General features: G+C 60.3%; 19 protein-coding genes. 8 read left to right on the top strand and 11 right to left on the bottom strand.

Features of this window, described 5'->3' with window-relative positions:
• Window positions 1-151: 151 nt before the first annotated feature.
• Both BTN45_RS11370 and mprF read right to left on the bottom strand, forming a co-directional pair.
• On the bottom strand, window positions 152-1,522 hold the full coding sequence (locus tag BTN45_RS11370) for a virulence factor family protein (RefSeq protein WP_045532266.1): 1,371 nt from the start codon (window positions 1,520-1,522) through the stop codon (window positions 152-154).
• Between the two features lie 11 nt (window positions 1,523-1,533).
• Window positions 1,534-4,134 carry a bifunctional lysylphosphatidylglycerol flippase/synthetase MprF gene (gene mprF, locus BTN45_RS11365; RefSeq protein WP_004443529.1) on the bottom strand — a complete coding sequence of 867 codons (2,601 nt, stop codon included), beginning with the start codon at window positions 4,132-4,134 and terminating at the stop codon, window positions 1,534-1,536.
• A gap of 278 nt (window positions 4,135-4,412) precedes the next feature.
• Between mprF and BTN45_RS11360 the strand changes: the two genes are divergently transcribed.
• Window positions 4,413-4,706, top strand: a complete 294-nt coding sequence (locus BTN45_RS11360) for a hypothetical protein (RefSeq protein WP_004443527.1) — start codon at window positions 4,413-4,415, stop codon at window positions 4,704-4,706.
• 59 nt (window positions 4,707-4,765) lie between these two features.
• On the opposite strand, the gene BTN45_RS11355 is transcribed toward BTN45_RS11360, so the two are convergent.
• Complete coding sequence (locus tag BTN45_RS11355; protein WP_207587803.1) at window positions 4,766-5,806, bottom strand: dipeptidase; 1,041 nt, start codon at window positions 5,804-5,806, stop codon at window positions 4,766-4,768.
• A gap of 231 nt (window positions 5,807-6,037) precedes the next feature.
• On the opposite strand from BTN45_RS11355, the gene BTN45_RS11350 reads away from it, so the two are divergent.
• From BTN45_RS11350 to BTN45_RS11320, 7 genes are all read left to right on the top strand, one after another.
• Window positions 6,038-7,633 (top strand): ABC transporter substrate-binding protein, encoded by a 1,596-nt coding sequence (locus BTN45_RS11350; RefSeq protein WP_004443523.1) that lies wholly within the window; start codon window positions 6,038-6,040, stop codon window positions 7,631-7,633.
• A 2-nt stretch (window positions 7,634-7,635) separates the two neighbouring features.
• Window positions 7,636-8,649 (top strand): ABC transporter permease, encoded by a 1,014-nt coding sequence (locus BTN45_RS11345; protein WP_034498671.1) that lies wholly within the window; start codon window positions 7,636-7,638, stop codon window positions 8,647-8,649.
• A complete protein-coding gene (gene nikC, locus BTN45_RS11340) occupies window positions 8,646-9,548 on the top strand; it encodes a nickel transporter permease (protein WP_004443520.1) in 903 nt (300 codons plus the stop codon). Before BTN45_RS11345 ends, nikC begins: the two co-directional genes overlap by 4 nt.
• Before the next feature lie 3 nt (window positions 9,549-9,551).
• Window positions 9,552-10,382 (top strand): ATP-binding cassette domain-containing protein, encoded by an 831-nt coding sequence (locus BTN45_RS11335; protein ID WP_004443518.1) that lies wholly within the window; start codon window positions 9,552-9,554, stop codon window positions 10,380-10,382.
• Window positions 10,379-11,119, top strand: a complete 741-nt coding sequence (locus BTN45_RS11330) for an ABC transporter ATP-binding protein (RefSeq protein ID WP_022556864.1) — start codon at window positions 10,379-10,381, stop codon at window positions 11,117-11,119. Before BTN45_RS11335 ends, BTN45_RS11330 begins: the two co-directional genes overlap by 4 nt.
• Window positions 11,120-11,347: 228 nt before the next feature.
• Window positions 11,348-12,859 (top strand): serine hydrolase domain-containing protein, encoded by a 1,512-nt coding sequence (locus BTN45_RS11325; protein ID WP_207587801.1) that lies wholly within the window; start codon window positions 11,348-11,350, stop codon window positions 12,857-12,859.
• A gap of 127 nt (window positions 12,860-12,986) precedes the next feature.
• Window positions 12,987-13,883: a LysR substrate-binding domain-containing protein gene (locus tag BTN45_RS11320; protein WP_207587799.1), complete on the top strand. Its 897-nt coding sequence runs from the start codon at window positions 12,987-12,989 to the stop codon at window positions 13,881-13,883.
• A gap of 55 nt (window positions 13,884-13,938) precedes the next feature.
• Here BTN45_RS11320 and BTN45_RS11315 read toward each other — a convergent pair whose 3' ends face one another.
• The 8 genes from BTN45_RS11315 to BTN45_RS11280 all read right to left on the bottom strand — a co-directional run bounded on the left by BTN45_RS11315 (window position 13,939) and on the right by BTN45_RS11280 (window position 21,957).
• Window positions 13,939-14,805 carry a D-amino-acid transaminase gene (locus BTN45_RS11315; RefSeq protein ID WP_006697595.1) on the bottom strand — a complete coding sequence of 289 codons (867 nt, stop codon included), beginning with the start codon at window positions 14,803-14,805 and terminating at the stop codon, window positions 13,939-13,941.
• Between the two features lie 19 nt (window positions 14,806-14,824).
• Window positions 14,825-15,883 carry a P1 family peptidase gene (locus BTN45_RS11310; protein ID WP_207587797.1) on the bottom strand — a complete coding sequence of 353 codons (1,059 nt, stop codon included), beginning with the start codon at window positions 15,881-15,883 and terminating at the stop codon, window positions 14,825-14,827.
• Between the two features lie 143 nt (window positions 15,884-16,026).
• Window positions 16,027-16,986, bottom strand: a complete 960-nt coding sequence (locus tag BTN45_RS11305) for a sugar kinase (protein ID WP_207587794.1) — start codon at window positions 16,984-16,986, stop codon at window positions 16,027-16,029.
• Window positions 16,987-17,006: 20 nt separating this feature from the next.
• Window positions 17,007-18,065: a sn-glycerol-3-phosphate ABC transporter ATP-binding protein UgpC gene (gene ugpC / locus BTN45_RS11300; protein ID WP_207587792.1), complete on the bottom strand. Its 1,059-nt coding sequence runs from the start codon at window positions 18,063-18,065 to the stop codon at window positions 17,007-17,009.
• Window positions 18,066-18,097: 32 nt separating this feature from the next.
• Window positions 18,098-18,919: a carbohydrate ABC transporter permease gene (locus BTN45_RS11295; RefSeq protein ID WP_169538611.1), complete on the bottom strand. Its 822-nt coding sequence runs from the start codon at window positions 18,917-18,919 to the stop codon at window positions 18,098-18,100.
• A 14-nt stretch (window positions 18,920-18,933) separates the two neighbouring features.
• The gene (locus tag BTN45_RS11290; protein ID WP_207587790.1) at window positions 18,934-19,872 is read right to left on the bottom strand and encodes a sugar ABC transporter permease; all 939 of its coding nucleotides are present in this window, start codon (window positions 19,870-19,872) and stop codon (window positions 18,934-18,936) included.
• The gene (locus BTN45_RS11285; protein WP_045532247.1) at window positions 19,872-21,200 is read right to left on the bottom strand and encodes a sugar ABC transporter substrate-binding protein; all 1,329 of its coding nucleotides are present in this window, start codon (window positions 21,198-21,200) and stop codon (window positions 19,872-19,874) included. The genes BTN45_RS11290 and BTN45_RS11285 overlap by 1 nt, the downstream gene beginning before the upstream one ends.
• 100 nt (window positions 21,201-21,300) lie before the next feature.
• Window positions 21,301-21,957 carry a GntR family transcriptional regulator gene (locus tag BTN45_RS11280; protein ID WP_004443498.1) on the bottom strand — a complete coding sequence of 219 codons (657 nt, stop codon included), beginning with the start codon at window positions 21,955-21,957 and terminating at the stop codon, window positions 21,301-21,303.
• Window positions 21,958-21,967 lie beyond the last annotated feature (10 nt).

The following is a 21,967-nucleotide window of genomic DNA, read 5'->3' as shown; positions in this document are numbered from 1 at the left end:
GATCAACATCCACTGCAGTCCGGTTCTTTTGAATAATAGTTTAGGCGATTCCGCAAGCGCGATGCGGAAAAGCGTCGGCGGCCCATTCGCCGCCAAGGATTGTCGAGGGCTCCTGTCGTAGCCCGGGGTCAAGGTGGTGAGTGAGACGCCGTTATTTCGGCAGCCGGGTCTTCAGCGACGTCACAATACGCTTGGCCAACCCCTCATAATCCTCGTCAAAGTGGTGGCCGCCCTCGATGCCGACCGCCTCCACGCCCTTGGCTTTCAGGCCGGGGCAGGGGTCTTCGTCTTCTTCTTCCGTGCCATATATGCATTGCACCAGCTTCGGATCGATCTTCGCGATGTCATCCACCGTTTTGCCGCCCTTGCCTTCGCCGGCCACGCCAAGCCAGCCTTCGACGGAAATTTCGAAATCCACTTCGGTGGAAAGACCCATCAGGGTCAGCTGCACGACATGCGATTTGTCACGGTCGGGCAGCAGATTATAGGTGGCGGGGATAATATCGGCACCGAAGGAATAGCCGATCAACACAACATTGCGGACTTTCCATTCCTTGCGATAGGTATCGATGATGCGGCCGAGATCGCTTGCGACCTCCTGTGGTTTCTTTTCCTTCCAGAAATAGCGGAGTGAATCGACGCCGATCACGGGTATGCCTTCCTTCTGGAAGGCGCCGCCCACTTCCTCGTCAAGATCGCGCCAGCCGCCGTCGCCGGAATAGATCACCGCCATGGTGTCCATGACAGGGCTGGTTTCCAGAACCTTGATCGGCAGGCCGAGCGGACTGTCGGTGTCGCCTGCGGCGTCGACCTGGTCGGAGAGGGTCTGGGTCAGAACCTCGTCCGCCTTGTCATCCACATCCGTCACGTCGATATCGGGATGCAGTTTCACGAGCGCGTTGACGTGGTCGCGGCCCTTCTGATCCGCAGCAGAGGTGAACAGCACGCTGACGGGGGCAGGAAGGGGACCGTCGGTCAGACCATAAACGGTTTCGCCATCCACTTTATCTTTGGTGGCGGGGGTACAGAGGATCTTCTCGAGAGGCAGGCCGGCCTTGGGGTCCACGGCGATGGCCTCCCGCACGGTGGAGACAGGGCTCTGCGCAATCATCGCCAGCGCCAGCGTTCCGCCCTTGCCGATGCCGGAAAGGATGGGCTGGCGATAGCTGCTGGTGCCGGCGGTGCGCTGGATCTGCTGCGAGAGTGACTCGATGTCCGAGATCATATAGATGCACTCGTCATCGTCGGCCTCGAGCGCCTTCAGATATTCCTTGAAGTCGATGCCGACCACGGCGGCGCCCTTTTCCACCAGCGCCTTGGCACGGGTCTCATCGGCCGCCGACCATCCGTCCGCATCGGAAATCAGGAAGACGCTGGCGAGGATGTCGCCATCAGGCACCATGATGTGCCCGGCGGGGATCATGCCGGTTTCGTATGCGGGCTTGTCCTCAGCAAAAACGGCGCCAGAAACGAACAAGGGGGATGCAAACAGGGCGGAGGCGGCCAGAACTGCTTTGAGCATGCTGAATCTTCTCATTTTCCGATCACTCCTCTGACACCGCCGCTGATCAGAACCGTCGCATCCATCAGCGCCAGAGCGGCATCTGCACCGTTCTGCACGGCGAGGTAACGCGGTTCCCATTTCGGGTGGAACTTGGCCTTGAAGGCGCGAAGCCCCTTGAAGTTGTAGAATCGTTCACCGTGTTCGAACAGTGTGCTGCCGATCCGGTCCCAGACGGGCGCCGCGTCGCGTTTAGACATGCCGGACATGGGCGCCATGCCGAGATTGAAGCTCTCGTAACCGGCCTCGCGCAGATATTGCATGATGCTGACGAAGAGAAAGTCCATCGAGCCGCGCGGCGCATCCGGCGAAAAACGCATGAGATCGACGGTGGCTTCCTTTTTCGTATCCGTCACCATCAGATTGGCGAAGGCGGTGATCTTTCCATCCTTGCGCAGCACGGCAACGGGTTGCGACAGAATGTAGTCCGGCTCGAAAGCACCGAGCGAAAAGCGTTTTTCGCGGGTGTTATGGTGGGCGAGCCAGCCGTCGGAGACCTGTTTCAGCTCTTCCAGAACATCCTGCACCTGGGTCTTTTCGATGACCTCGAAGGTCAGCCCGTCGCGCGCGCCGCGGCTCAGCGACTGGCGAAGATTGGCAAGCTTGCCACCTTTGAGTTCGAATGCGGTGAGATCGACCAGGGCCAGTTCGCCCAGTTTGAAGGCGCGCAGACCCGCATCGGCGCAATGGGACAGCAGGAAGGGCGAAATCTGATAGAAGGCGGCACGTGCGCCAGCGGCACGGGCTCCTTCGACGAATTGCCACACGAGGTCAGGGAAATCATCTTCATCGCCGACCGGATCGGCAAACGCGATCCATGAGCGGCCCTGAATGCCGTACATGATGAAGGCATTGCCGCTTTCGGAAAACATCACGTGCTTGTCGCCCATGCGCACCAGATTGGCATCGGCCGCATCCTGCTTCATGACAATGTCTGTAGCACTTGCGATATCTTCGGCCTTGATGGCATCCGGGCGGAAGGCCACCGGCCTCATGAGGCTGAAGATGGCGATGGTGGAGGAGGCAAGCACGAGGCCTAAAAGGGCGCGCAGTCCGCGTGGCGCTTCCTCGGAGAATTCGAACTGCCACCAGAGCGTATGGCTGTAATCGGTATCGCGATAGACGAAGAGAAGGATGGTGGCCGCGCCGGCGACGATGACGGCCATGGCCGCGAGCCAGCTTGGCCCGAGCGCCTGTTTGACCAGAGAAGCGTGACGGTTGAAGCTGCGCATGTTGGCGGCGAGCGCAACGATGAACAAGCCGAGAAAGATCGCTTCGAAAACCGCGATCGCCTTGAGAAGCGAGAGAATGAGCGCCAGAGATGCCGCAACGAGGGCGATCCACCATGCGCCATCCAGTCTCTGCCCCAAGCCGCGGGAGGCGACGACGAGGCCAAGGCCGAGAATGCTGGTCAGAAAGTGAGCGGCCTCGATGATAGGCAACGGGACGAAGTTCGAGAGGAAATCCAGGTTGCTGCCCGGCGTCGGTGTCACGCTCGAGAAAATCAGCATGGTGCCGAGAATGATCGCGAATGTGGACAGCAGCGGTGGCGCCAGCCGCACGGCAAGCTGGCTGATATCGGATACAACGGGCTTTGCCGCAAACTGCTTCATTTCCGAAACGATCATCACCAGAATGGCGACCACCAGCGGCAGCACGTGGTAAATGACGCGATAGAGAACGAGGCTTCCGAGTAGCTGATCAACGCTGATCGCATTGCCGAGACCGGCGACCATCACGGTTTCGAAGACCCCGAGGCCGGCGGGCACGTGGCTGAGAACGCCAAGCCCCACGGCCGTGGCATAGATCGCGAAGAAGGTCGGCCAGCCGAGATGCGTTTCCGGCAAGAGCACGTAAAGAACGGAAGCCGAGGCGGCGATGTCGAATGCAGACACCAGGAACTGACGCGAAGACGTACGGCTGTCTGGAAGGCGCAGCCGCCATTTGCCGAGGCGTATCGCCCTGCCATTGCGCCCGATATAGGCGGTGGCCACGAGAATGGCGATGACAGCGAGCGCCGCGCCCCTCAGCACGAGCGGGTCGAAACCGATGATTGCGGCGATGCGGGGCGCGACGATGAAGGTTGAAAGCGCGCTCACCGACAAAAGCCCAAGGCCGAACGACAGCGTGACGAAGGCGATGACCCGTGCGATGTCTCCCGGGGAAAGCCCCAGCCGGGAATAGGCGCGGAAGCGGATGGCGCCGCCGCTCAGCGGCCCGAAGCCGGCGGTGTTGCCTATGGCATAGGCCGCGAAGGCCGTGACCGCCATTGACGGAAACCGCACTTTCTTGCCGACATATTCGATGGCATTGGCGTCATAAAAAATCAGTGACAGGAAGCTCAGCGCGGTAAAGACGATAGCAAGAAGAACCGAGGAAAAAGACGTGTCGAGAAGGGCCGCAATCACATCGTCGTATCTTACTTCCGAGGTAAGACGATAAATTGCAAACGTCATCATCACGAAGATGAGCGTTATGGCCGCGGCCGTCAGGTAGGCACGGTTCCTGGCAAAAAAGCTTTCAACCGCGGAGTCGGCAATATCGGTCTCTGTAATTTCGCTCTTGTCTGCCATTTATCTTTTCCAGCGCCGGTCCCGTCGGTTGGCGAACCACAGGATTGTGTCGCTAATTCGTTTCAGTTGCGGAAATTTGCTTAGCAGAAATGCGTGACGTGTCGATGTGAAGTTTGGACAGGTTTCCCGGATGATTTTGCCAATTATATCCGGGTGAATGCAACCATGAAATGTGCGATTTCCGAGTTTGATGAAAACGCGACGAAATTGATCGCGCCGGTTGCTTGGTGGCCGCGTTTGATGCAACTACACGCTCCTTTGGATTGAAGGAGATACCAATGAACACGCCCACAAGAATAGTCGTTTCACTCGTCGTCGCGCTCGTGGCGGGGGCCGGATATATGGCGGTGGACAAGATGCGCGGTGCCGAATGGGTCGTTTCGCCGCAGCAGATTGCCGAGGCTAAGGCAAAGGGCCAGATGGGGTACGAATCGCAACCGGGAACCGTAACCGTGCTGCCGATCCGCAGCGAGACGGCGGATGTGCTGCCGATGAAATGGGCCATGATCGGGCTGGTAGCCGGGCTTCTCACCTTCCGTGCGACCGGCAGGAAAAAAGCGGCAAAGGCCTGAAGGGCCCGCCGCTTTCTGTCTCCGGCGCTTTGCGCCGGGGATGAAACTCTATTTTTGCCTTACGTGCCCCAGGTCTTTTCCAGCACCCGAATCCAGTTGCCGTGGCAGATTTTGGCAAGCGCCACGTCGTCATAACCGCTCTTGCGCATCGCTTCGATCAGCAATTGCAGATCGGCCGCATCCTTCATGGCGGCGGGTATGGTGGTGCCATCGAAATCCGAACCGAGCGCCACGTGATCGATGCCGATGCGGTTGACGATGTAGTCCACATGGCGAACGAGTTCGTTGAGATCGGTATCCGGGTTCTTCACGCCGTCCTGACGCAGGAACAAGACACCAAAGTTGATGCCAGCGAGGCCACCCGTATCGCGGATGGCGTCCAGCTGCCGATCGGTCAGGTTGCGGCTGTGGTTGCAGATTGCGTAAGCGTTGGAGTGCGATGCCACCAGCGGTGCGTCTGATATTCTGGCGATATCCCAGAAACCCTGTTCGTTCATGTGCGACAGATCGACCATTATCTTCAGCTCGTTACAGGTCTTCACCAGCCGCTTGCCTGCATCGGTGAGGCCCGGGCCGATATCCGGTGTCGAGGGGAAGCGGAAGGGAACGCCATAGGCGAAGATGTTCGGGCGGCTCCAGACCGGTCCGAGCGTGCGCAGGCCCGCCTCATGCAGAACGTAGAGCGCATCCAGATCGGCGCCGATGGCTTCCGCGCCCTCGATATGGAAGACGGAGGCGAAGGCGCCCTCGGCCATGGCCTTGCGGATATCGGCGGCCGTGCGGCAGACTTTCAGCGCGCCCTTTGACTGCTTCTCGGCCCGGAACAAAAGGCCCGCCATGGCAAGCGTCGCCTTCAGCGCATCCGCCTCGGTGGGCGTCGGGTAGTCGCCGTTGGCGTCCTTATCCATGCTGGGCGAAGGTACATAGACGGCGCAGAGGCCACCGGCGAGGCCGCCTTTTTTTGCACGAGGCAGATCGATATGGCCGACGGTATCGCCTTCGATCAGAAGTGTTTCGGGAGAAGCGTTGCCCGATCGCCATAACCGCAAAAGCACATCATTGTGGCCGTCGAAGACGGGTACGGTTTTTTGATCAGTCATGGTCTCACCTTCGGAAATGGGATTGCGCGGACGCGCCTGCGGACAAGTTTTCGGAATTGGTAGAGGAAAGGTCAAGGCGGGAGCAAATGCAATCCGTGCATAGGCTCTGCCAAATTTGGAATTGGTCGGGCCTCGTTTGCTCGTGGTAATCGCGGGAAAACATAAAAAAAACGACTGGATTGGGGCAAACCCACCATTTTCCGAAAAATAAGGTCCGAAAGGGGATTTTCGATGATTTCAAGACGCAACCTGTTGATTGCCGGCGCCGCCGTTCCGTTCCTGTCCTATGCGCGCATCCCGGCCTTTGCCGCCACGCCGAAGGATATTCTGGTCGTTGCGCAGCAGCTGGACAACATGACGAGCCTTGACCCACATGAAGGTTTCGAGGCTGTCGGCGGTGAAATCATCTCCAACATGTATCAGAAGCTGGTGCGCGCCAACCGCGAGGATTCCACCAAGGTCGATCCCGTCATCGCCAAGTCGTGGGAAGCCGATGCGGACAGCAAGGTCTTCACCTTCACCATCGGCGACGACGCGACCTTCTCGAGCGGCGCCAAGGTCACGGCGGAAGACGTTGCCTTCTCGCTGCAGCGCGCCATCAAGATGAACAAGAGCCCGGCCTTCATCATCAGCCAGTTCGGCTTTGCGCCTGACAATGTCGAGACGACCATTGTTGCCGCCGACGAGAAGACGGTGAAGCTGACGACGGCGAGGCCGACCGCCATCTCCTTCCTGCTTTATTGCCTCTCGGCCAATATTGGCGCGATCGTCGAAAAGAAGGTGGTTCTTGCCAATGCTTCCGGTGAAGACCTCGGCAATGGCTGGCTGCAGAAGAACAGCGCCGGTTCCGGCGATTTCGTGCTGCAGGCCTGGAAACCCAGCGAAAGCGTCGCGCTCAACGTCAACCCGAACGGTCCCTACAAGGGCAACATCAAGCGTATCATCCTGCGTCACGTTACCGATCCGTCTTCCCAGCTGCTGATGCTGCAGAAGGGCGATATCGACATTGCCCGTGACCTGACCTCGGAGCAGCTGCGTACCGTCAAGGACGACGCCAATATCGAGCTGGAGCGCAAGTCCATCGCTTCGCTGGTGCTGATCTCGCTCAACCAGGGCAATGAGAACCTTGCGAAGCCGCAGGTCTGGCAAGCGATCAAGTGGGCGCTGGACTACAAGGGCATGCAGGAAAACATCGTGCCGCTGACGCACGAAATCCACCAGAGCTTCGAGCCGAAGGGCTTCCCCGGCGCCGTCAACGACATTCCGTTCCAGCGCGATGTCGAAAAGGCCAAGGCACTGATGGCCGAAGCCGGCCTTGCCGATGGTTTCGAAATCAGCATGGACCATTATTCCGCCCAGCCTTATCCGGATCTGGCGCAGGCCATCCAGGCAAACCTTGCCGATATCGGCATCAAGGTACGCCTGCAATCGGCCGAGAACCGCCAGGTTCTGACCAAGATGCGCGCCCGCGAACACCAGATGGCGCTGTCGGCCTGGGGCACGGATTATTTCGATCCGCATTCCAACGCCGATGTCTTCAACATCAACAAGGACAATGGCGACGACGCCAAGTCGAAGCCCTTCCTGTGGCGTTCGCGCTTCAAGAACGACGACTTTGCCGCCAAGGCGGAAGCCGCGCGTGACGAGAAGGATCCTGCAAAGCGCGTGGAGCTTTATGAAGCCCTGCAGCGCGAACACATGGAAAACAGCCCCTTCGTGTTCATGTTCCAGACCACCAAGACGGCAGCCTTCCGCAAGGGCGTTTCCGGTTTCGAACTCGGCGTTCTCTCTGAGGGCAATTCCTACCACGATGCGAAGAAAGCGTGACATTGAACAAGCGCGTTAAAAGCATATCGTCGATACTGAGCAGCGTCCTCCTGACGCTGTTCGGTTTGATGATCATCACCTTCATGATCGGGCGCGTCATGCCCGTCGATCCCGTCATCGCGGCGGTCGGCGACAATGCGCCCGAAGACGTCATCGTGCGGGTCCGGGCCGAAATGGGTCTCGACCAGCCGCTGGTCGTGCAGTTTTTCCATTATGTCACGCAGGTTCTGCATGGCGATTTCGGCAATTCGATCCTGACCCGCAATCCGGTCTGGATCGATATCAAGCGCGTTTTCCCCGCCACCTTCGAACTTGCCACCGCAGCGCTCATTCTTGCCGCGCTGATCGGCATTCCGCTTGGTGTCTGGGCCGCCGTCAAGCAGGGCAAGCTGACGGATCAGGTCATCCGCGTCGTCTGCCTTGCCGGCCACTCGGTGCCGGTCTTCATGCTGGCGCTGATTTCGCTGCTCGTCTTTTACGCCACGCTTGGCGTCGCACCGGGGCCGGGGCGTCAGGACATCATCTATGACGGCATGATCACGCAGGTTACCGGCCTGATGACGGTCGACACGCTGCTTGCGGGCGACTGGGACGCCTTTTACGACGCCATCGCCCATATGGTGCAGCCCGTCTGCATTCTCGCCTATTTCAGCATGGCCTATATCACCCGCATGACGCGCGCCTTCATGATCGATGCGTTGAAGGGCGAATATGTCATCACCGCCCGCGCCAAGGGGCTTTCTGCCATGACCGTGATCTGGGGACACGCCTTCCCGACGGTCGCCGTGCAGCTCGTCACGGTTCTCGCGCTCACCTATGCCGGCCTTCTCGAAGGCGCCGTGGTGACGGAAACCGTCTTCAGCTGGCCGGGCCTTGGTCAATATCTCACCGTCTCGCTCATGAACGCGGACATGAACCCGGTCGTCGGAGCCACCCTGTTGATCGGCTTCATCTATGTCGCCCTCAACCTGCTCGCAGACGTGCTTTACAGAGTTATGGATCCTCGCGTTCGATGATGTTAGCAAATTTCAGAAACTGGGCGCTGGATGAAACGCCGCATTCGCGAACACAGGCTGCCTGGGGCAACCGGTATCGCATCTGGCTCAACCTCAAGTCCAATCCGCTGGCGGTGGTCGGTCTAACGATCATCGTCCTCTTCATCGCGCTGTCGCTGCTGGCGCCGCTGCTCGCTCCCTACGATCCGGCGACGCAGAACCTCGGCAACCGCCTGGCGTTCCCGAGCGCCGAGCACTGGTTCGGCACGGACGAACTCGGCCGCGACATTCTCTCGCGTATTCTCTACGGTGGTCGCGTCACGCTTGGCATGGTCATTGCCGTCGTCGTTCTCGTCGCCCCCATCGGTCTCGCCATCGGCTGCATCGCCGGATATTTCGGCGGCATCGTCGATACGGTGCTGATGCGCGTGACGGACGTGTTTCTAGCGTTTCCGCGGCTCATCCTTGCGCTGGCCTTTGTCGCGGCGCTGAAACCGGGCGTCGAAAGCGCCATTCTCGCCATCGCGCTCACCGCCTGGCCGCCTTATGCGCGTCTGGCCCGCGCCGAAACCATGACGGTGCGCGGCAGCGACTTCGTCGCGGCCTATCGCCTGACCGGCGCTTCCGCCTGGCGCATCATCGCCCGTCATATCGCGCCGCTCTGCGTGCCGAGCCTTATCGTGCGCATCACGCTCGACATGAGCTCCATCATCATCACCGCCGCCAGCCTCGGCTTCCTCGGCATGGGCGCGCAGCCGCCTTCGCCGGAATGGGGCGCGATGATTGCGACAGCCAAGCGCTTCATCTTCGAACAATGGTGGGTCGCCACCATTCCCGGTATCGCCATCTTCCTCGTTTCGCTCGCCTTCAACTTCCTCGGCGATGGCCTGCGCGACGTTCTCGACCCGAAGGGACATTGAGCCATGCTGGTCGAAATCGAAAATCTGAAGATCGCCTTCCAGACCCGCACCAGCCGTTTCGAGGCGGTGCGTGGTGTCTCCATGAAACTCGGCACTGAAAAACTCGGCATTGTCGGCGAATCCGGTTCCGGCAAGAGCCTGACGGCGCGGGCGCTGATGAAGCTCCTGCCCTCCAATGCCGATATCCGCGCAGACAAGCTCGCTTTTGACGGCATCGACGTGCTGTCCGCCAGCGAAAGGCAGATGCGCCAGATCCGCGGCAAGCGGGCCGGCTTCATCCTGCAGGACCCGAAATATTCGCTGAACCCGGTGAAGACTATTGGTGCGCAGGTGGCCGAAGCATGGCGCACCCACAAGGGCGGCAGCAAGCGAGCCGCCATGGAAGCGGCAATCGCGCTGCTCGATCAGGTGAAAATCCGCAATCCGCGTCAGGTCGCCTCGTCCTATGCGCATGAGGTTTCAGGCGGTATGGGCCAGCGCGTGATGATCGCCATGATGCTCGCCCCCGATCCTGAGCTGCTGATTGCCGACGAACCGACCAGCGCGCTCGACGCCACGGTGCAGGCGGAAATCCTGCGGCTGATCGAGGAGCTGGTGTCGGAGCGGGGCATGGGTCTTATCCTCATCAGCCATGACCTGCCGCTCGTTTCGCATTTCTGCGATCGTGTTGCGGTGATGTATTCCGGCCGGGTGATGGAGGAGCTGAAGGCTTCCGAGCTTCTGAAAGCCCAGCATCCTTATACGCAGGGACTTTTGAACTGCATTCCCTCGCTGACGCATCCGCGCGAGCGTCTTCCCGTTCTCAACCGTGATGCAGCGTGGTCCAGCCAATGATCGACGTCGAAAACCTCCGTATCAAGTTCGGCGACCGCGAAGTGGTGAAGGGCGTCTCCTTTTCGGTGGAAAAGGGCGGCAGCTTCGGCATCGTCGGTGAAAGCGGCTCGGGCAAGTCCACCATCCTGCGCGCCATGGCCGGCCTCAATGAAAGCTGGGAAGGGCGTATCGCCTTTGCCGGCAAGGATGCCCCTCTGCGTCGTACGCCGGAATTCTTCCGGCAGGTGCAGATGGTGTTTCAGGACCCCTACGGGTCGCTGCATCCGCGCCAGACCATCGACCGTATCCTCAGCGAACTGCCGCTGGTGCACGGCATGGACAATATCGAAAAGCGCATCCAGCAGGCGCTCTCGGATGTGGCGCTGCCGCAGGCGGTGCGTTTCCGTTTTCCGCATCAGCTTTCCGGCGGCCAGCGCCAGCGCGTGGCGATTGCCCGCGCCTTGATCGCCGATCCGCAGGTGCTGCTGCTTGATGAGCCGACTTCGGCGCTCGATGTGTCGGTGCAGGCGGAAATCCTGAACTTGTTGCAGGACCTGCGCGCGGCGCGCAACCTCACCTATATTCTCGTCAGCCACAATCTGGCTGTCATTGCGCATCTTTGCCCGCAGGTGGGCGTGATGTTGAATGGGGAGATGGTGGAGCAGCTGAGCGCGGGTGATCTGCGCGAGGGACGGACGAAACATCCGCATACGGAAGAGCTGCGTAGCCTGAGTATCCGGCTGGAAGAGCCGGCCTGACGGCCGTTCATCTGGCTTACGTTATATATGGATTGAGCGGGTGCCGCTCGCTTCTTCTCCCCGCCGGGGAGAAGTCCGCGACAGCGGGATGAGGGGGCCAGCTCTCCGCATATCGCTGGCGTCGCCCCCTCATCCGGCCCTTCGGGCCACCTTCTCCCCGGCGGGGAGAAGAAACAAGCGGCGGTGCCGAGGCTTTTCTGTAAAGACGACGAGATAAGAGACCAAACCATGCCACAGCAACTCGACTGGAACGCCGCGTCAGCCCTTTCAGAGACCTTCGTCTCGCAGTGGACAGGCAACGAGCCGGGCGGGGCGGTCATCGGTTTTGATCTCGATGGTATCCTTTTTACCCATGCCGGCGGCGTCGAGAGCCTTTCGACTTTTGCGCCCTTCACGCCGCAGAGCGTGGTGCGGTATGCCTCCGTCACGAAACACGTTTTCTGCGCCATGGTTCTGGCCCATGCGGATCTGATCGGGCTCGACGATCCGCTCGGCAAACATCTGCCGGAGCTGCAATCGCCGCTGCGCGATGTCACGGTCGGGCAGGCGCTGGATATGAGCGGCGGCCTGCCGGATACGCGCGAGTGTCTCTCCTTGCTTGGGCTTTCCGTCTATACCGAAACTAAGGCCGGACCGCTTCTCGAATACCTGTCCCGGCTGACCCGGCTGAATTTCGATGCCGGCAGCGAGGTGTCCTATTCCAATACCGGTTACCGTCTGGTGGAAGCGGCGCTGGAGCGCCATGGTTTCCGTTTTGACGATTTCGTGCAGCAGCATATTGCCGCGCCGTTCGACGTGTTTCTGAAAGCGCCTGACGTCTGGAACGATCCGGTCAACGGCCTGGTGCCGGGTTACTGGAAGTCCGAAGAGAACTGGCAGCTTTCCGCCGCTGGCTTGCATATCTCCGCATCCGGCAGCCTTGCAGGCAGTGCGGAAGCACTCACCCGCTGGCTTCAGGGGCTGATGCGGGGCGAGGGCAGCTTTGCGGGTGTTCTCGACGGGCTTTCGGCTGAGCGGCCGCTCGCGGACGGGAGGATGAGCGAATATGGCCTCGGTCTGCGCTGGTCGCATTTGGGCGGCCGCCGGTTTGTCGGCCACGGCGGTTCTCATCCCGGCTACAAAACTTACTTCCTGCTCGATCCCGAAAACGGCACGGGATTCGTCGTGGTGTCCAATCGCGAGGATACCAACGGTTTCAAGATCGCGCTTGAAAGCATGGCGGCTTTGACCGGCCTGCCTTTGCCCAAGCCGGCCGCCAGCCTGCCGGAAGGCCTCTATGTCACCGAAAGCGGTCCGTGGTGGCTGGAAATCAAAGGCAGCACATCCACCTTCATCGATGGCGACGACACGCTCTATGAAGATGTCGATGGCTGGGTTTCTTCCCGCTCCGCATCTTCTCCGATGCGTCTCAGGTTAAATGGCGATGCCATTGCCGGCGAGGCCGGTCATGCCACCCGCCGTTTCTTGCCTGTCGAAGAGCATACGGTGCCGGATGATCTCTCGGGAACGTGGCGTTCGGATGAGGGGGCGGAATTTTCGATCGGCGGTTCATCGCTGACAATGGGCATCGGCCCGACCCGCCGCAGCATGCCGCTTAAGGCGCTTGGCAATGGCCGTTTTCTCTTTACGCTCACCGATGGGCCCTGGACGAAGCGTGTCTGCCTCAACCGGCTCAGCAACGACCGGATCGAACTCGTGTCCAGCCGAGCGCGGATGATCGAATATCATCGCAGCCGTTAGGCCGTCCGGCCGACCGGCGATTTGGCCGCAGCCTTGCAGCTTACAAGAGGGTTTCATTCACGCCTCATTGCACCTAATAAAGACGCTTCTGAATAACCGGAAAGATTTTTTGTTGGGAGTGTGAGCCGTGGAAGTCAAATGGCTCGAGGATTTCCTGGCGCTGGCCGGAACGCTCAATTTTTCGAAGGCCGCCGATGAACGGCATGTGACGCAGTCCGCCTTCAGCCGGCGCATCAAGCAGCTGGAGGCCTGGGTGGGCGCGACGCTTGTCGACCGCGCATCCTATCCGTCGCGGCTGACCGAGGCCGGGGTCAAGTTCGTTCCGGTGGCGCAGGAGACGCTGAAGCAGCTTTACCATGCGCGGCGCACCCTGTTGCAGGAAGAAGGGGCCGATGCCAGAACTGTTCGTCTGACGGCGCTGCATACTTTATCCTTCACCTTCTTTCCCGACTGGTTGAAACGGGTGAACGAAAAGGCGGGCCCGCTGTTTTCCGTTCTGCGGCCCGACTCCGGCAGCATGGAGGAAAACCTCAATTCACTGGTGGACGGGCAAAGCGATTTCCTTCTGACCTATGCCCATCCCGAAGTGCCGATGCTGCTCGATGCGCAGCTTTTCGAGTTTCGCGTGCTCGGTGCGGAAAAGATCATTCCCGTTTCAGCGCCCGCAAAAGACGGTTCACCGCTGCACGCGCTTCAGCAAAATGCGAAAAAACCCTTTGCCTATCTGGATTATGAAAAAGCGTCGTTCTTTGGGCCTTTGTTGCGCGATCTCCTGAGCGCGCGGCTACCCAAATTCGAGCGAGTGCATGAGGGCAGCATGTCGGTGGGGCTGAAGGCCATGGCGATGGCCGGCTGGGGTGTGGCCTGGGTACCGGAAAGCCTGATGCGGCACGAGCTTGATAGCGGCGCTCTGGTGCGGGCCGCAGACCCGACCTACGATATCGCGGTCGATATCAGGCTCTATCGCTCCAAGGAGAACCGCCGGCCCGTTGTTGAGCGCATCTGGGCGGTTCTCGAGGACTAGAGCATTTCCGGCCGCGGTTCTCCGACCGGAAATGCGATAAACAAAACGCGTTCGATCAGATCGCCGTGCGGCGTGCGTTTTCGAGGTAGAGCGCGCGCAGGCGGCTTACCATCGGTCCGGGCTTTCCGTTGCCTACCGGCTTGCCGTCGATCTTCGTGACCGAAACCACGAAGTTGGAGGCGCTGGTCAGGCAGGCTTCATCGGCATTCAGCGCCTCTTCCAGCGTGAAGGGGCGTTCCTCCAGCGTGAAGCCTGCTTCCTTTGCCAGTTGCAGGGCGGCGAGGCGGGTGCAGCCGGGCAGGGTCTTGTTGCTGTTGCCGCGGGTGATGATCTTCTTATCGGCGGTGACGATATAGGCGGTGGAGGACGCGCCTTCAGTGACGAAACCGTTCTCGATCATCCACGCCTCGTCACAGCCTTCGGCCTTCGCGATGCGCTTTGCCATGACCTGCGGAAGCAGGCAGACGCTCTTGATGTCGCGACGTTCCCAGCGCTGGTCGGGAACCGACTTGACGGCGATCCCGACCTCTTCAACCGGAGTGCCGATCAGCTTCTTCGCCTGGGTGAACATGACCAGCGTCGGCTTCAGATCGGCAGAGAACAGGAAGTTGCGATCTTCCGCACCACGTGTCAGCTGCAGATAGATCATGCCTTCGACGAGATTGTTGTCGGCGATCAGGCGACGTTCGGCCTCAACGATCTCGCCGGTCGTGACCGGCAGGGCCACATCGATCTCGCGGGCGCTGCGTTCCAGCCGCGCCATATGCAGGTCGCTGTCGATCAGCTTGCCTTCCAGAACGGAGGTGACTTCGTAGATGCCGTCGCCAAAGAGGAATCCTCGGTCGAAGATGGAAAGGCGGGCGTCCGCTTCGGGCAGGAACTCGCCGTTGACGTAAACGATGCGGCCGGATGGGCTGGTCATGAAAACTCCGTCTGGAAAATCAGGCTGAAACAAGGGTTTTGAGGGTGTCGATGGAAATGGCCTCGACCGTGGAGACCTTGCCGGTGCCGGCATTGAAGCCCGTGGTCATGGTCGCTGCGCAGAGCGAATTGAGGATCGCCTCTTCCGTTGCCTCTATCGTGGCTTCGAAGAGGGGTGAGATCGCATCGTTGGAAAGTTCTGGATAGTCTGCGACGGCCTTGCGGCGCGCAGGCGTGCGGCGAAGGCGCTGATCGGTGGAAAATGCCAGCGCATAATCGCCGGATCCGTTGCTGAGCGCGGCACCCGTGCGTGCCAGTCCACCGAAGCTTCTGGCGGCGAGGCGCTTCAGATTGCGGGAGGAGAGCGGCGCATCGGTGGCGACAATGATGACGATCGAGCCATCCTTGTCCTTATGTTCCGGGCTGGCATAGGGCTTGCCGCAGACCAGCAGATGCCCGCCGTAATTCGATTGGACGAGAATGCCGAGCGTATAGGTCTCACCAGCGATGGTAACGAGGCGGGAGGCGGTGCCGATGCCGCCCTTCATGCCGAAGGCGACCGTGCCGGTTCCGGCGCCAATGCTGCCCTCGGCGACGGGGCCGGTGGTCGCATTTTTCAGCGCGGCCGAGATTTCCTCAACGGTGGGGCGGCCGGCGCGGATGTCGTTAAGACGGGAATCGTTGGTCTCGCCGACGACGGCATTGAGCGAGACGACTTTTTCATTTCCCGGCTGCGCCAGTGTATGGCGGTTGATCGCCTCGATGGCACGACCGGTTGCCAGCGTATTGGTGAGGATAACCGGCGTTTCGAGTTCGCCCAATTCCTCAACCTGGGTTGAGCCTGCAAATTTGCCGAAGCCGTTATAGACGGCGAAGGCGGCGGGCACCTTGTCCTGAAACAGGTTGCCGCCATGCGGCAGGATCGCGGTTGCGCCGGTGCGGATCGTCTCACCTTCGATAACGGTCGAATGGCCAACGGCCACCCCTTCGACATCGGTGATGGCGTTGAGCCGGCCGGTTTCGAAATGGCCGGGCCGGAAACCGATATCGCGCAGTCTCGGGCGGGTCGTCTGATGCATCGGGCGATCACTTTTGCGGAATGCGGGCTGAGGTCGGGGCGAGCGCATCTTGCGAAAAGCTTTGCTCTGACTTGACGTTAGCCTAGTTCGCCGGGAAACGGCATCGCAAAAATGGAATAGTTTTATGCGGGCAATGGATGCCCTCAGGAGGCGCGCAGCGCGGGTTCGCCTCCACGCTCCAGCCATTGCCGCATGGCCTCCTCGGTCTCTTCGCGAGTCGGTGCGCCGGCCCGGCCGCCGAAGACCGTGCATTTGAGCGCGGCAGCAACGGAGGAGAGGCGGATGGCGGCGCGGCTTTCCATGCCCTCGGCCATCGCGAGTGCAAACGTGCCGTGGAAAATATCGCCCGCCGCCAGCGTGTCCACTGCTTCGACCTGCATCGTTGACTGGAAATGCACCGTGGGATTACCGGCTTCCGTCCACCAGCAGCCTAATGGACCGGCGGTGACGGCAATGAATGTCTCAGGATATCGCGCATGCAGCACCGGCAGCATGTCTTTCACCGTTTCAAGCCCCGTCAGCCGGGCAGCGGCGGGTTCGGAAAAAACGATATGGCTCGCGGCTGGCGCAAGCTTCTCAAGGATTTCGACGGGTGCAACGTCTCCATCAAGAATGGCGGGTTTGTCGAGCGTGCGCGCCATTGTGAGCACATCAAGCGCCAGTTCCGGCCAGCGCACATCCACAAGAACGGCGTCGAAAGGCGCGATGTCTTGCGGCGTGCAGGACCGCTTCTTCTCGTGCAGCCGGTGATCGTAGAAAGGCACGATCAGCCGCTCTCCCCTGTTGTCGATGATAATCGTTGACAGGGCCGAGCGTGCGCCGGTCGCGACCGTCATACCGCTCGTATTGATGCCGCTTTCGCTAAGATCGCGCAGGATACGGCTTCCGGTCTCATCGTCGCCCACCGCTCCCCACAGGCTGGCGCGACCGCCCATGCGATGCACGGCATAGGCAGCGCTGGAAGCCATGCCTTCGGCGATCTGCAGCATTTCATAGGGCAGGACCTTCCCTTCGCCCTTCGGCATGTCTGCCACGCGAAACAGGGTGTCGAGCACGGCTGCCCCCACGCAGAGGACATGCTTGCCGCCCTGATTGTCTGCCATGCTGCTCACTCCTGCCGTGTTCAGAGACGCTTGCCGCTGTCCTTGTCGAACAGATGCACGGTTGCCGGATCGATGGCAATGTGGATCGTATCGCCGAAGCGGACATTGAGGCGTTCGCGGAACAGGCAGGCGATGTCGTCGCCCTTGCAATCGAGTTTGGCATAGATTTCCGATCCGGTGCCTTCGACCAGTTCGACCCGGCCTTCAATGCCGGTCTCAGCGGCGCGGATATGTTCGGGCCGCACGCCGTAGACGAGGTCGCGGCCGCCGAGCTTGCCGATATCGGCATGGGCGGGCAGCGGCAGGCTGAGACCCTTTGCGGTTCGGAAGACGCCTTCTTCGATCCGGCCGCGAATGAAGTTCATGGCGGGCGAGCCGATGAAGCCGGCGACGAAGAGATTGGCGGGGTTGTCGTAAAGCTCCAGCGGCGCGCCAATCTGCTCGATGACGCCATCATGCAGCACCACGATCTTGTCGGCCATGGTCATGGCCTCCACCTGATCGTGGGTGACGTAGATGGTTGTCGTGCCGATGCGCTGATGCATGGCCTTGATCTCGCCGCGCATCTGCACGCGCAGCTTTGCGTCGAGATTGGAGAGCGGTTCGTCGAACAGGAAGACCTGCGGATCGCGCACCAACGCGCGGCCCATGGCGACACGCTGGCGCTGGCCGCCGGAGAGCTGGCGCGGATAACGGTCCAGCAGCTTTTCCAGGCCCAGAATTGCGGCGGCCCGGTCCACCTTGGCCTTGGTTTCCTCGGCGCTCACCTTCTTCAGCTTCAGCGCGAAGCCCATATTGTCCTTGACTGTCATGTGCGGATAAAGCGCGTAGTTCTGGAAGACCATGGCGATATCGCGGTCGCGGGCGGGCAGGTGGCTCACCTCGCGCGGGCCGATGTGGATTTCGCCGTCGCTCAGCTCTTCGAGCCCGGCGATCATACGCAGCAGTGTGGATTTGCCGCAGCCGGAAGGGCCGACGAGGACGACAAATTCGCCATCCTTGATGTCGATATCGATGCCGTGGATGACGTTGACCGAGCCGAAGCGCTTCTGGACATTTTGGATATTGACCGGTGCCATGTGCAGGTTCCCGTATTTATTTGTTTGATGGTTCAGCCGCCCTTGACGGCGCCGGCGGTAAGACCCGCCACGATCTGTTTCTGGGCGAACATGGTGAGCAGCAGCACTGGCAGCGTCACAATCAACGCGGCAGCGGCCAGCGGACCCCAGCTCACCTGTTCGAAGGACAGCATGTTGTAGACCGCGACCGGCAGGGTGCGCGTTTCACGGCTGGCCAGCACGATGCCGAAGACGAAGTTGTTCCACGAGAAGATGACCGCGAGGATGAAGGAAACGACGATGCCGGGCTTGGCGATCGGCAGCGCCACGAGGCGAAACACCTGCCAGGAGGATGCGCCATCGATGCTTGCGGCCTCTTCCAGCTCCTTCGGCGTCGTCTCGAAATAACCGATCATGATCCAGACGACGATCGGCACCGTCACGACAAGATGGATGATGATCTGCGGCCAGAGCGTGCCGAGCAGGTTCAGCCATTGGAACAGCAGGAACAGCGGAATGAGGAAGGAGAGGCCGGGCGTCATGCGGGCGATCATGATGACCACAGCCGACTTTTCCGCCTTCAGCCGGGCGATGCCGTAACCGGCGGGCACGCCGATGACGAGCGCGAGAATGGTGGCCGCACCGGTGACGAGGACCGAATTCCAGAAATAGAGGAAGAAATTATTCTCCTCGAACACCTTCACATAGTTCGACCAGGCGAAACGCTCGGGAATGAGGATCGGCGGATAGGCGCCGTTGTCGATTTCATATTTCAGCGACAGCGAGATCATCCAGATGAAGAACAGGATGACCGGCGAAATCATCACCAGCGCCACGAAGAACAGGCCGAGCCGGTCGAGATTTCTGCGTTTCAGGATTTTTGCGGACATCAGTGTTCCTCCATCTCGTTCCATTGCGAGCGCTGGCGCACCATCAGAAGCACGAAGGAAAGCGCCACGATGATGATGAAGAAGACGACGGCCATGGCTGAGCCGTAACCGATGTCGTAATAGGCAAACGCCGTATTGTAGAGGTAGATGTTGATGGTTTCCGATGCCGTGCCGGGTCCGCCCTGGGTCATCGCATAGATGATGTCGAAGCTCTTGACGGCATCGATGGAGCGGATGATGACGGCGATCATCAGGAACGGCGCGATCATCGGCATGGTGAGATAACGGAACTTCTGCCAGGCATTGGCGCCGTCGATTTCCGCACTTTCATAGGGTTCGCGCGGAACAGCCGCCAACCCACCGAGCACGATCAGCATGACGAGCGGCGTCCATTGCCAGGTTTCCACAAGGACCAGCGACGGAATGACCGTTGACTGATTGTAGATCCATTCCAGCGGGCCGATGTGGATGAAGGACAGGAGATAGTTCAGGACGCCGAGCTGCGGATGAAACATCATCGTCCAGACCAGCGCGATGGCGACCGGGGTCGCCATCATCGGCATCACGAAAACGCCGCGCAGAAAGCCGCGCAGCGGAAACTGCGCATCGAAAACCAGCGCCGCCAAAGTTCCGAGAAACAGCGGGGCAACGACCGACAGCACGGTATAAACGAGCGTGTGCCAGAGCGATTCCCAGAACCTGGTGTCGCCTGCGAGCCTCACGTAATTCTCGAATCCGATGAAGCTCTGCTCCTGCCCCAGCGTCCAGCGATGCGCGCTCATCCAGAGGGTGAAGACCCACGGAAAAACGATGACAGCCGAAATGACGACAAGTGCCGGGATGACGAAGGGCCAGTAGTTGGGAGCAAGCCTTGCGGGCCTGCTCCCTTCTTTGCGACTGACGCCTGTCTTGGTGTTTTCGATGCTCACGGAGGCCATTATCCCTCGCTACGCGCCAGAACGGGTGTGAACTGTTCCGTTGCCTTCTTGAGTTCCGCCGCCGGGTCGGCGCCGCCGATCATGTTGGTGAGGCCGACGCCGTAGATGTCGCGGAACTCCGTCACCGGAATGATAACGGGAAGGGCAAGCTGCGAGACCTTGCCGGAACCGACAACGGCATCCAGCCAGGCGGCCGGCATCTTGACGCCCTCGCGGACCTTCTGGTCTTCGAGGATGGACTGGCGGAACGGGACACCTGCACCTGCCTGCAAAAGGCGAGCGCCCATTTCATGCGAAATCGCCCACTGGCAGAAGAGGTAAGCGGCTTCCTTCTTGCTGCTGGCTTCGACGACACCGAGGCCATCACCGAATGTGCCAGCGGCCTGCGCTGCCGGGCCCTTCGGCATGACGCCATAACCAACCTTGCCGACGACACGGGATTTTTCCGGGTTCTCGATCGGCGGGGCAAAACCGACGCCATCGAACCACATGCCGATCTTGCCCTGCAGGAAGGCCGACTGCGCTTCCGCCCAGTTGAAGCCGGAGACGCCGGGAGGGGCGGCTTTGGTCATCAGGCGCTGATAGAGCTTGGCGGCTTCAACCGCCTCCTTGGATTCGGTGTTGACCTTGCCGTCGACGATCGGCTTTGCGCCGTAGCCGAGCATCAGCGAGGTCCAGACCGGTGTATTGGCGTTCTTGAGGCCACGCGCCACGAAGCCATAGGTGTTGGTTGCGGGATCGGTGATCTTTTCCGCCGCCGTTACCAGCTCCTCGAAAGTTTCGGGGTATTTCAGGCCCTTGGCTTCGAAGAGCTCCTTGTTCCAGTAGACGATCCAGTAATCCACCGAGAAGGGCAGCGAGCGCAGCACGCCGTCGCTGTCCTTGGCGAACAGCATGCCGGCCTCGGCAAAGTCCTTTTCGGCCAACGACGGATCGGTGAGTGACGGGTCTTTCAGGAAGCCGCTGATATCAGCCAGCCACTTGCCCTTTTCGAACTGGCGCTTCTGCACATGGTAGCTCAGATGCACCACGTCGAAGCTAGGCTTGCCGGAGGAAAGTTCGATAACCACCTTCTGGCGCTGCTGCTGTTCCGGTGTCGCTTCGGCATTGACCTTGATGCCGGTCAGCTCTTCGAACTCGCCGAGATATTTGATCAGCGTTTCGCTGCGCGGGCTTTTGACGAGATTGACTTCAAGGGTAGTGCCCGCGTGTTTCTTCCAGTTCACCGCCGCCGATGCCGGGCGAATGCCGAGCACCGCGCTGCCGCCAAGCGCCGCCGTGCCTGCCAGAAAGGCGCGGCGCGTGGGGTTGAGCAATGAATGCGTCATGTCTGTTCTCCTCCAGTTAGCCGGAAATTCTCCTCACCCCGGCTTGTTGCTTATTCCCTGCAAGGCCGGCGCAGACCCTCTTTGTCCCGCCGGATTTACCTTAAACCGCCAGCGCCCTGTCCCTTGCGTTGCGGATATGGGCGGTCAGCCGTTCCACGGCGTCTTCCACGGATCGCCTCTCGATGGCTTCGAGAATGGCGAGATGTTCCTTCATGACCGACTTCACATGGCCGGCGATGCGAAAGCGCTCCTGATTGATGAGGCGCATCTTGATGGAATTGACCCGGTAGGCATTCGAGATGATCGAATTGCCGAGCGCATCAATGAAGGCATCGTGCATGCCCCAGTCCACCTGCTGCGCGTGCTGCTCCAGTTCCGGCGATTCCCCCCCATTTTCGGCCGCTTCGGCGATATCGCGGTGCTGTTTCAACAGTTTCGCAATAGCTGCGTCTGAGGCAGAACGGGTAAACAGCGCCACGGCCTCCTTTTCGAGGAAGATACGGAACTGGAATGCTTCGCGGATGAGATTGATGTCGATATGGGCAACCTGTAATCCCCGCTGCGGCACGGTCTTGATCAGCCCTTCCGCCTCCAGCCGCGGAATTGCCTCCCGGATCGCGCCGAGGGGTAGACCTGTCAGTTCCACAAGGCGGCGCTGCGAGATGAATTGCCCCGGGCGAACATCACGCGAGAGAAGGTGATGCGTAAAGCTTTCATACGCCCGTTCCCGCAATGTCTGTTCGCCGGTATCGTCCATGCTCAACCTT

This window comes from Rhizobium sp. ZX09 (assembly GCF_017357485.1).
GTDB lineage: Bacteria > Pseudomonadota > Alphaproteobacteria > Rhizobiales > Rhizobiaceae > Agrobacterium > Agrobacterium pusense.
Note: the sequence above shows the minus strand (reverse complement) of the source record. Positions and strands in the feature narration are given on the sequence as shown.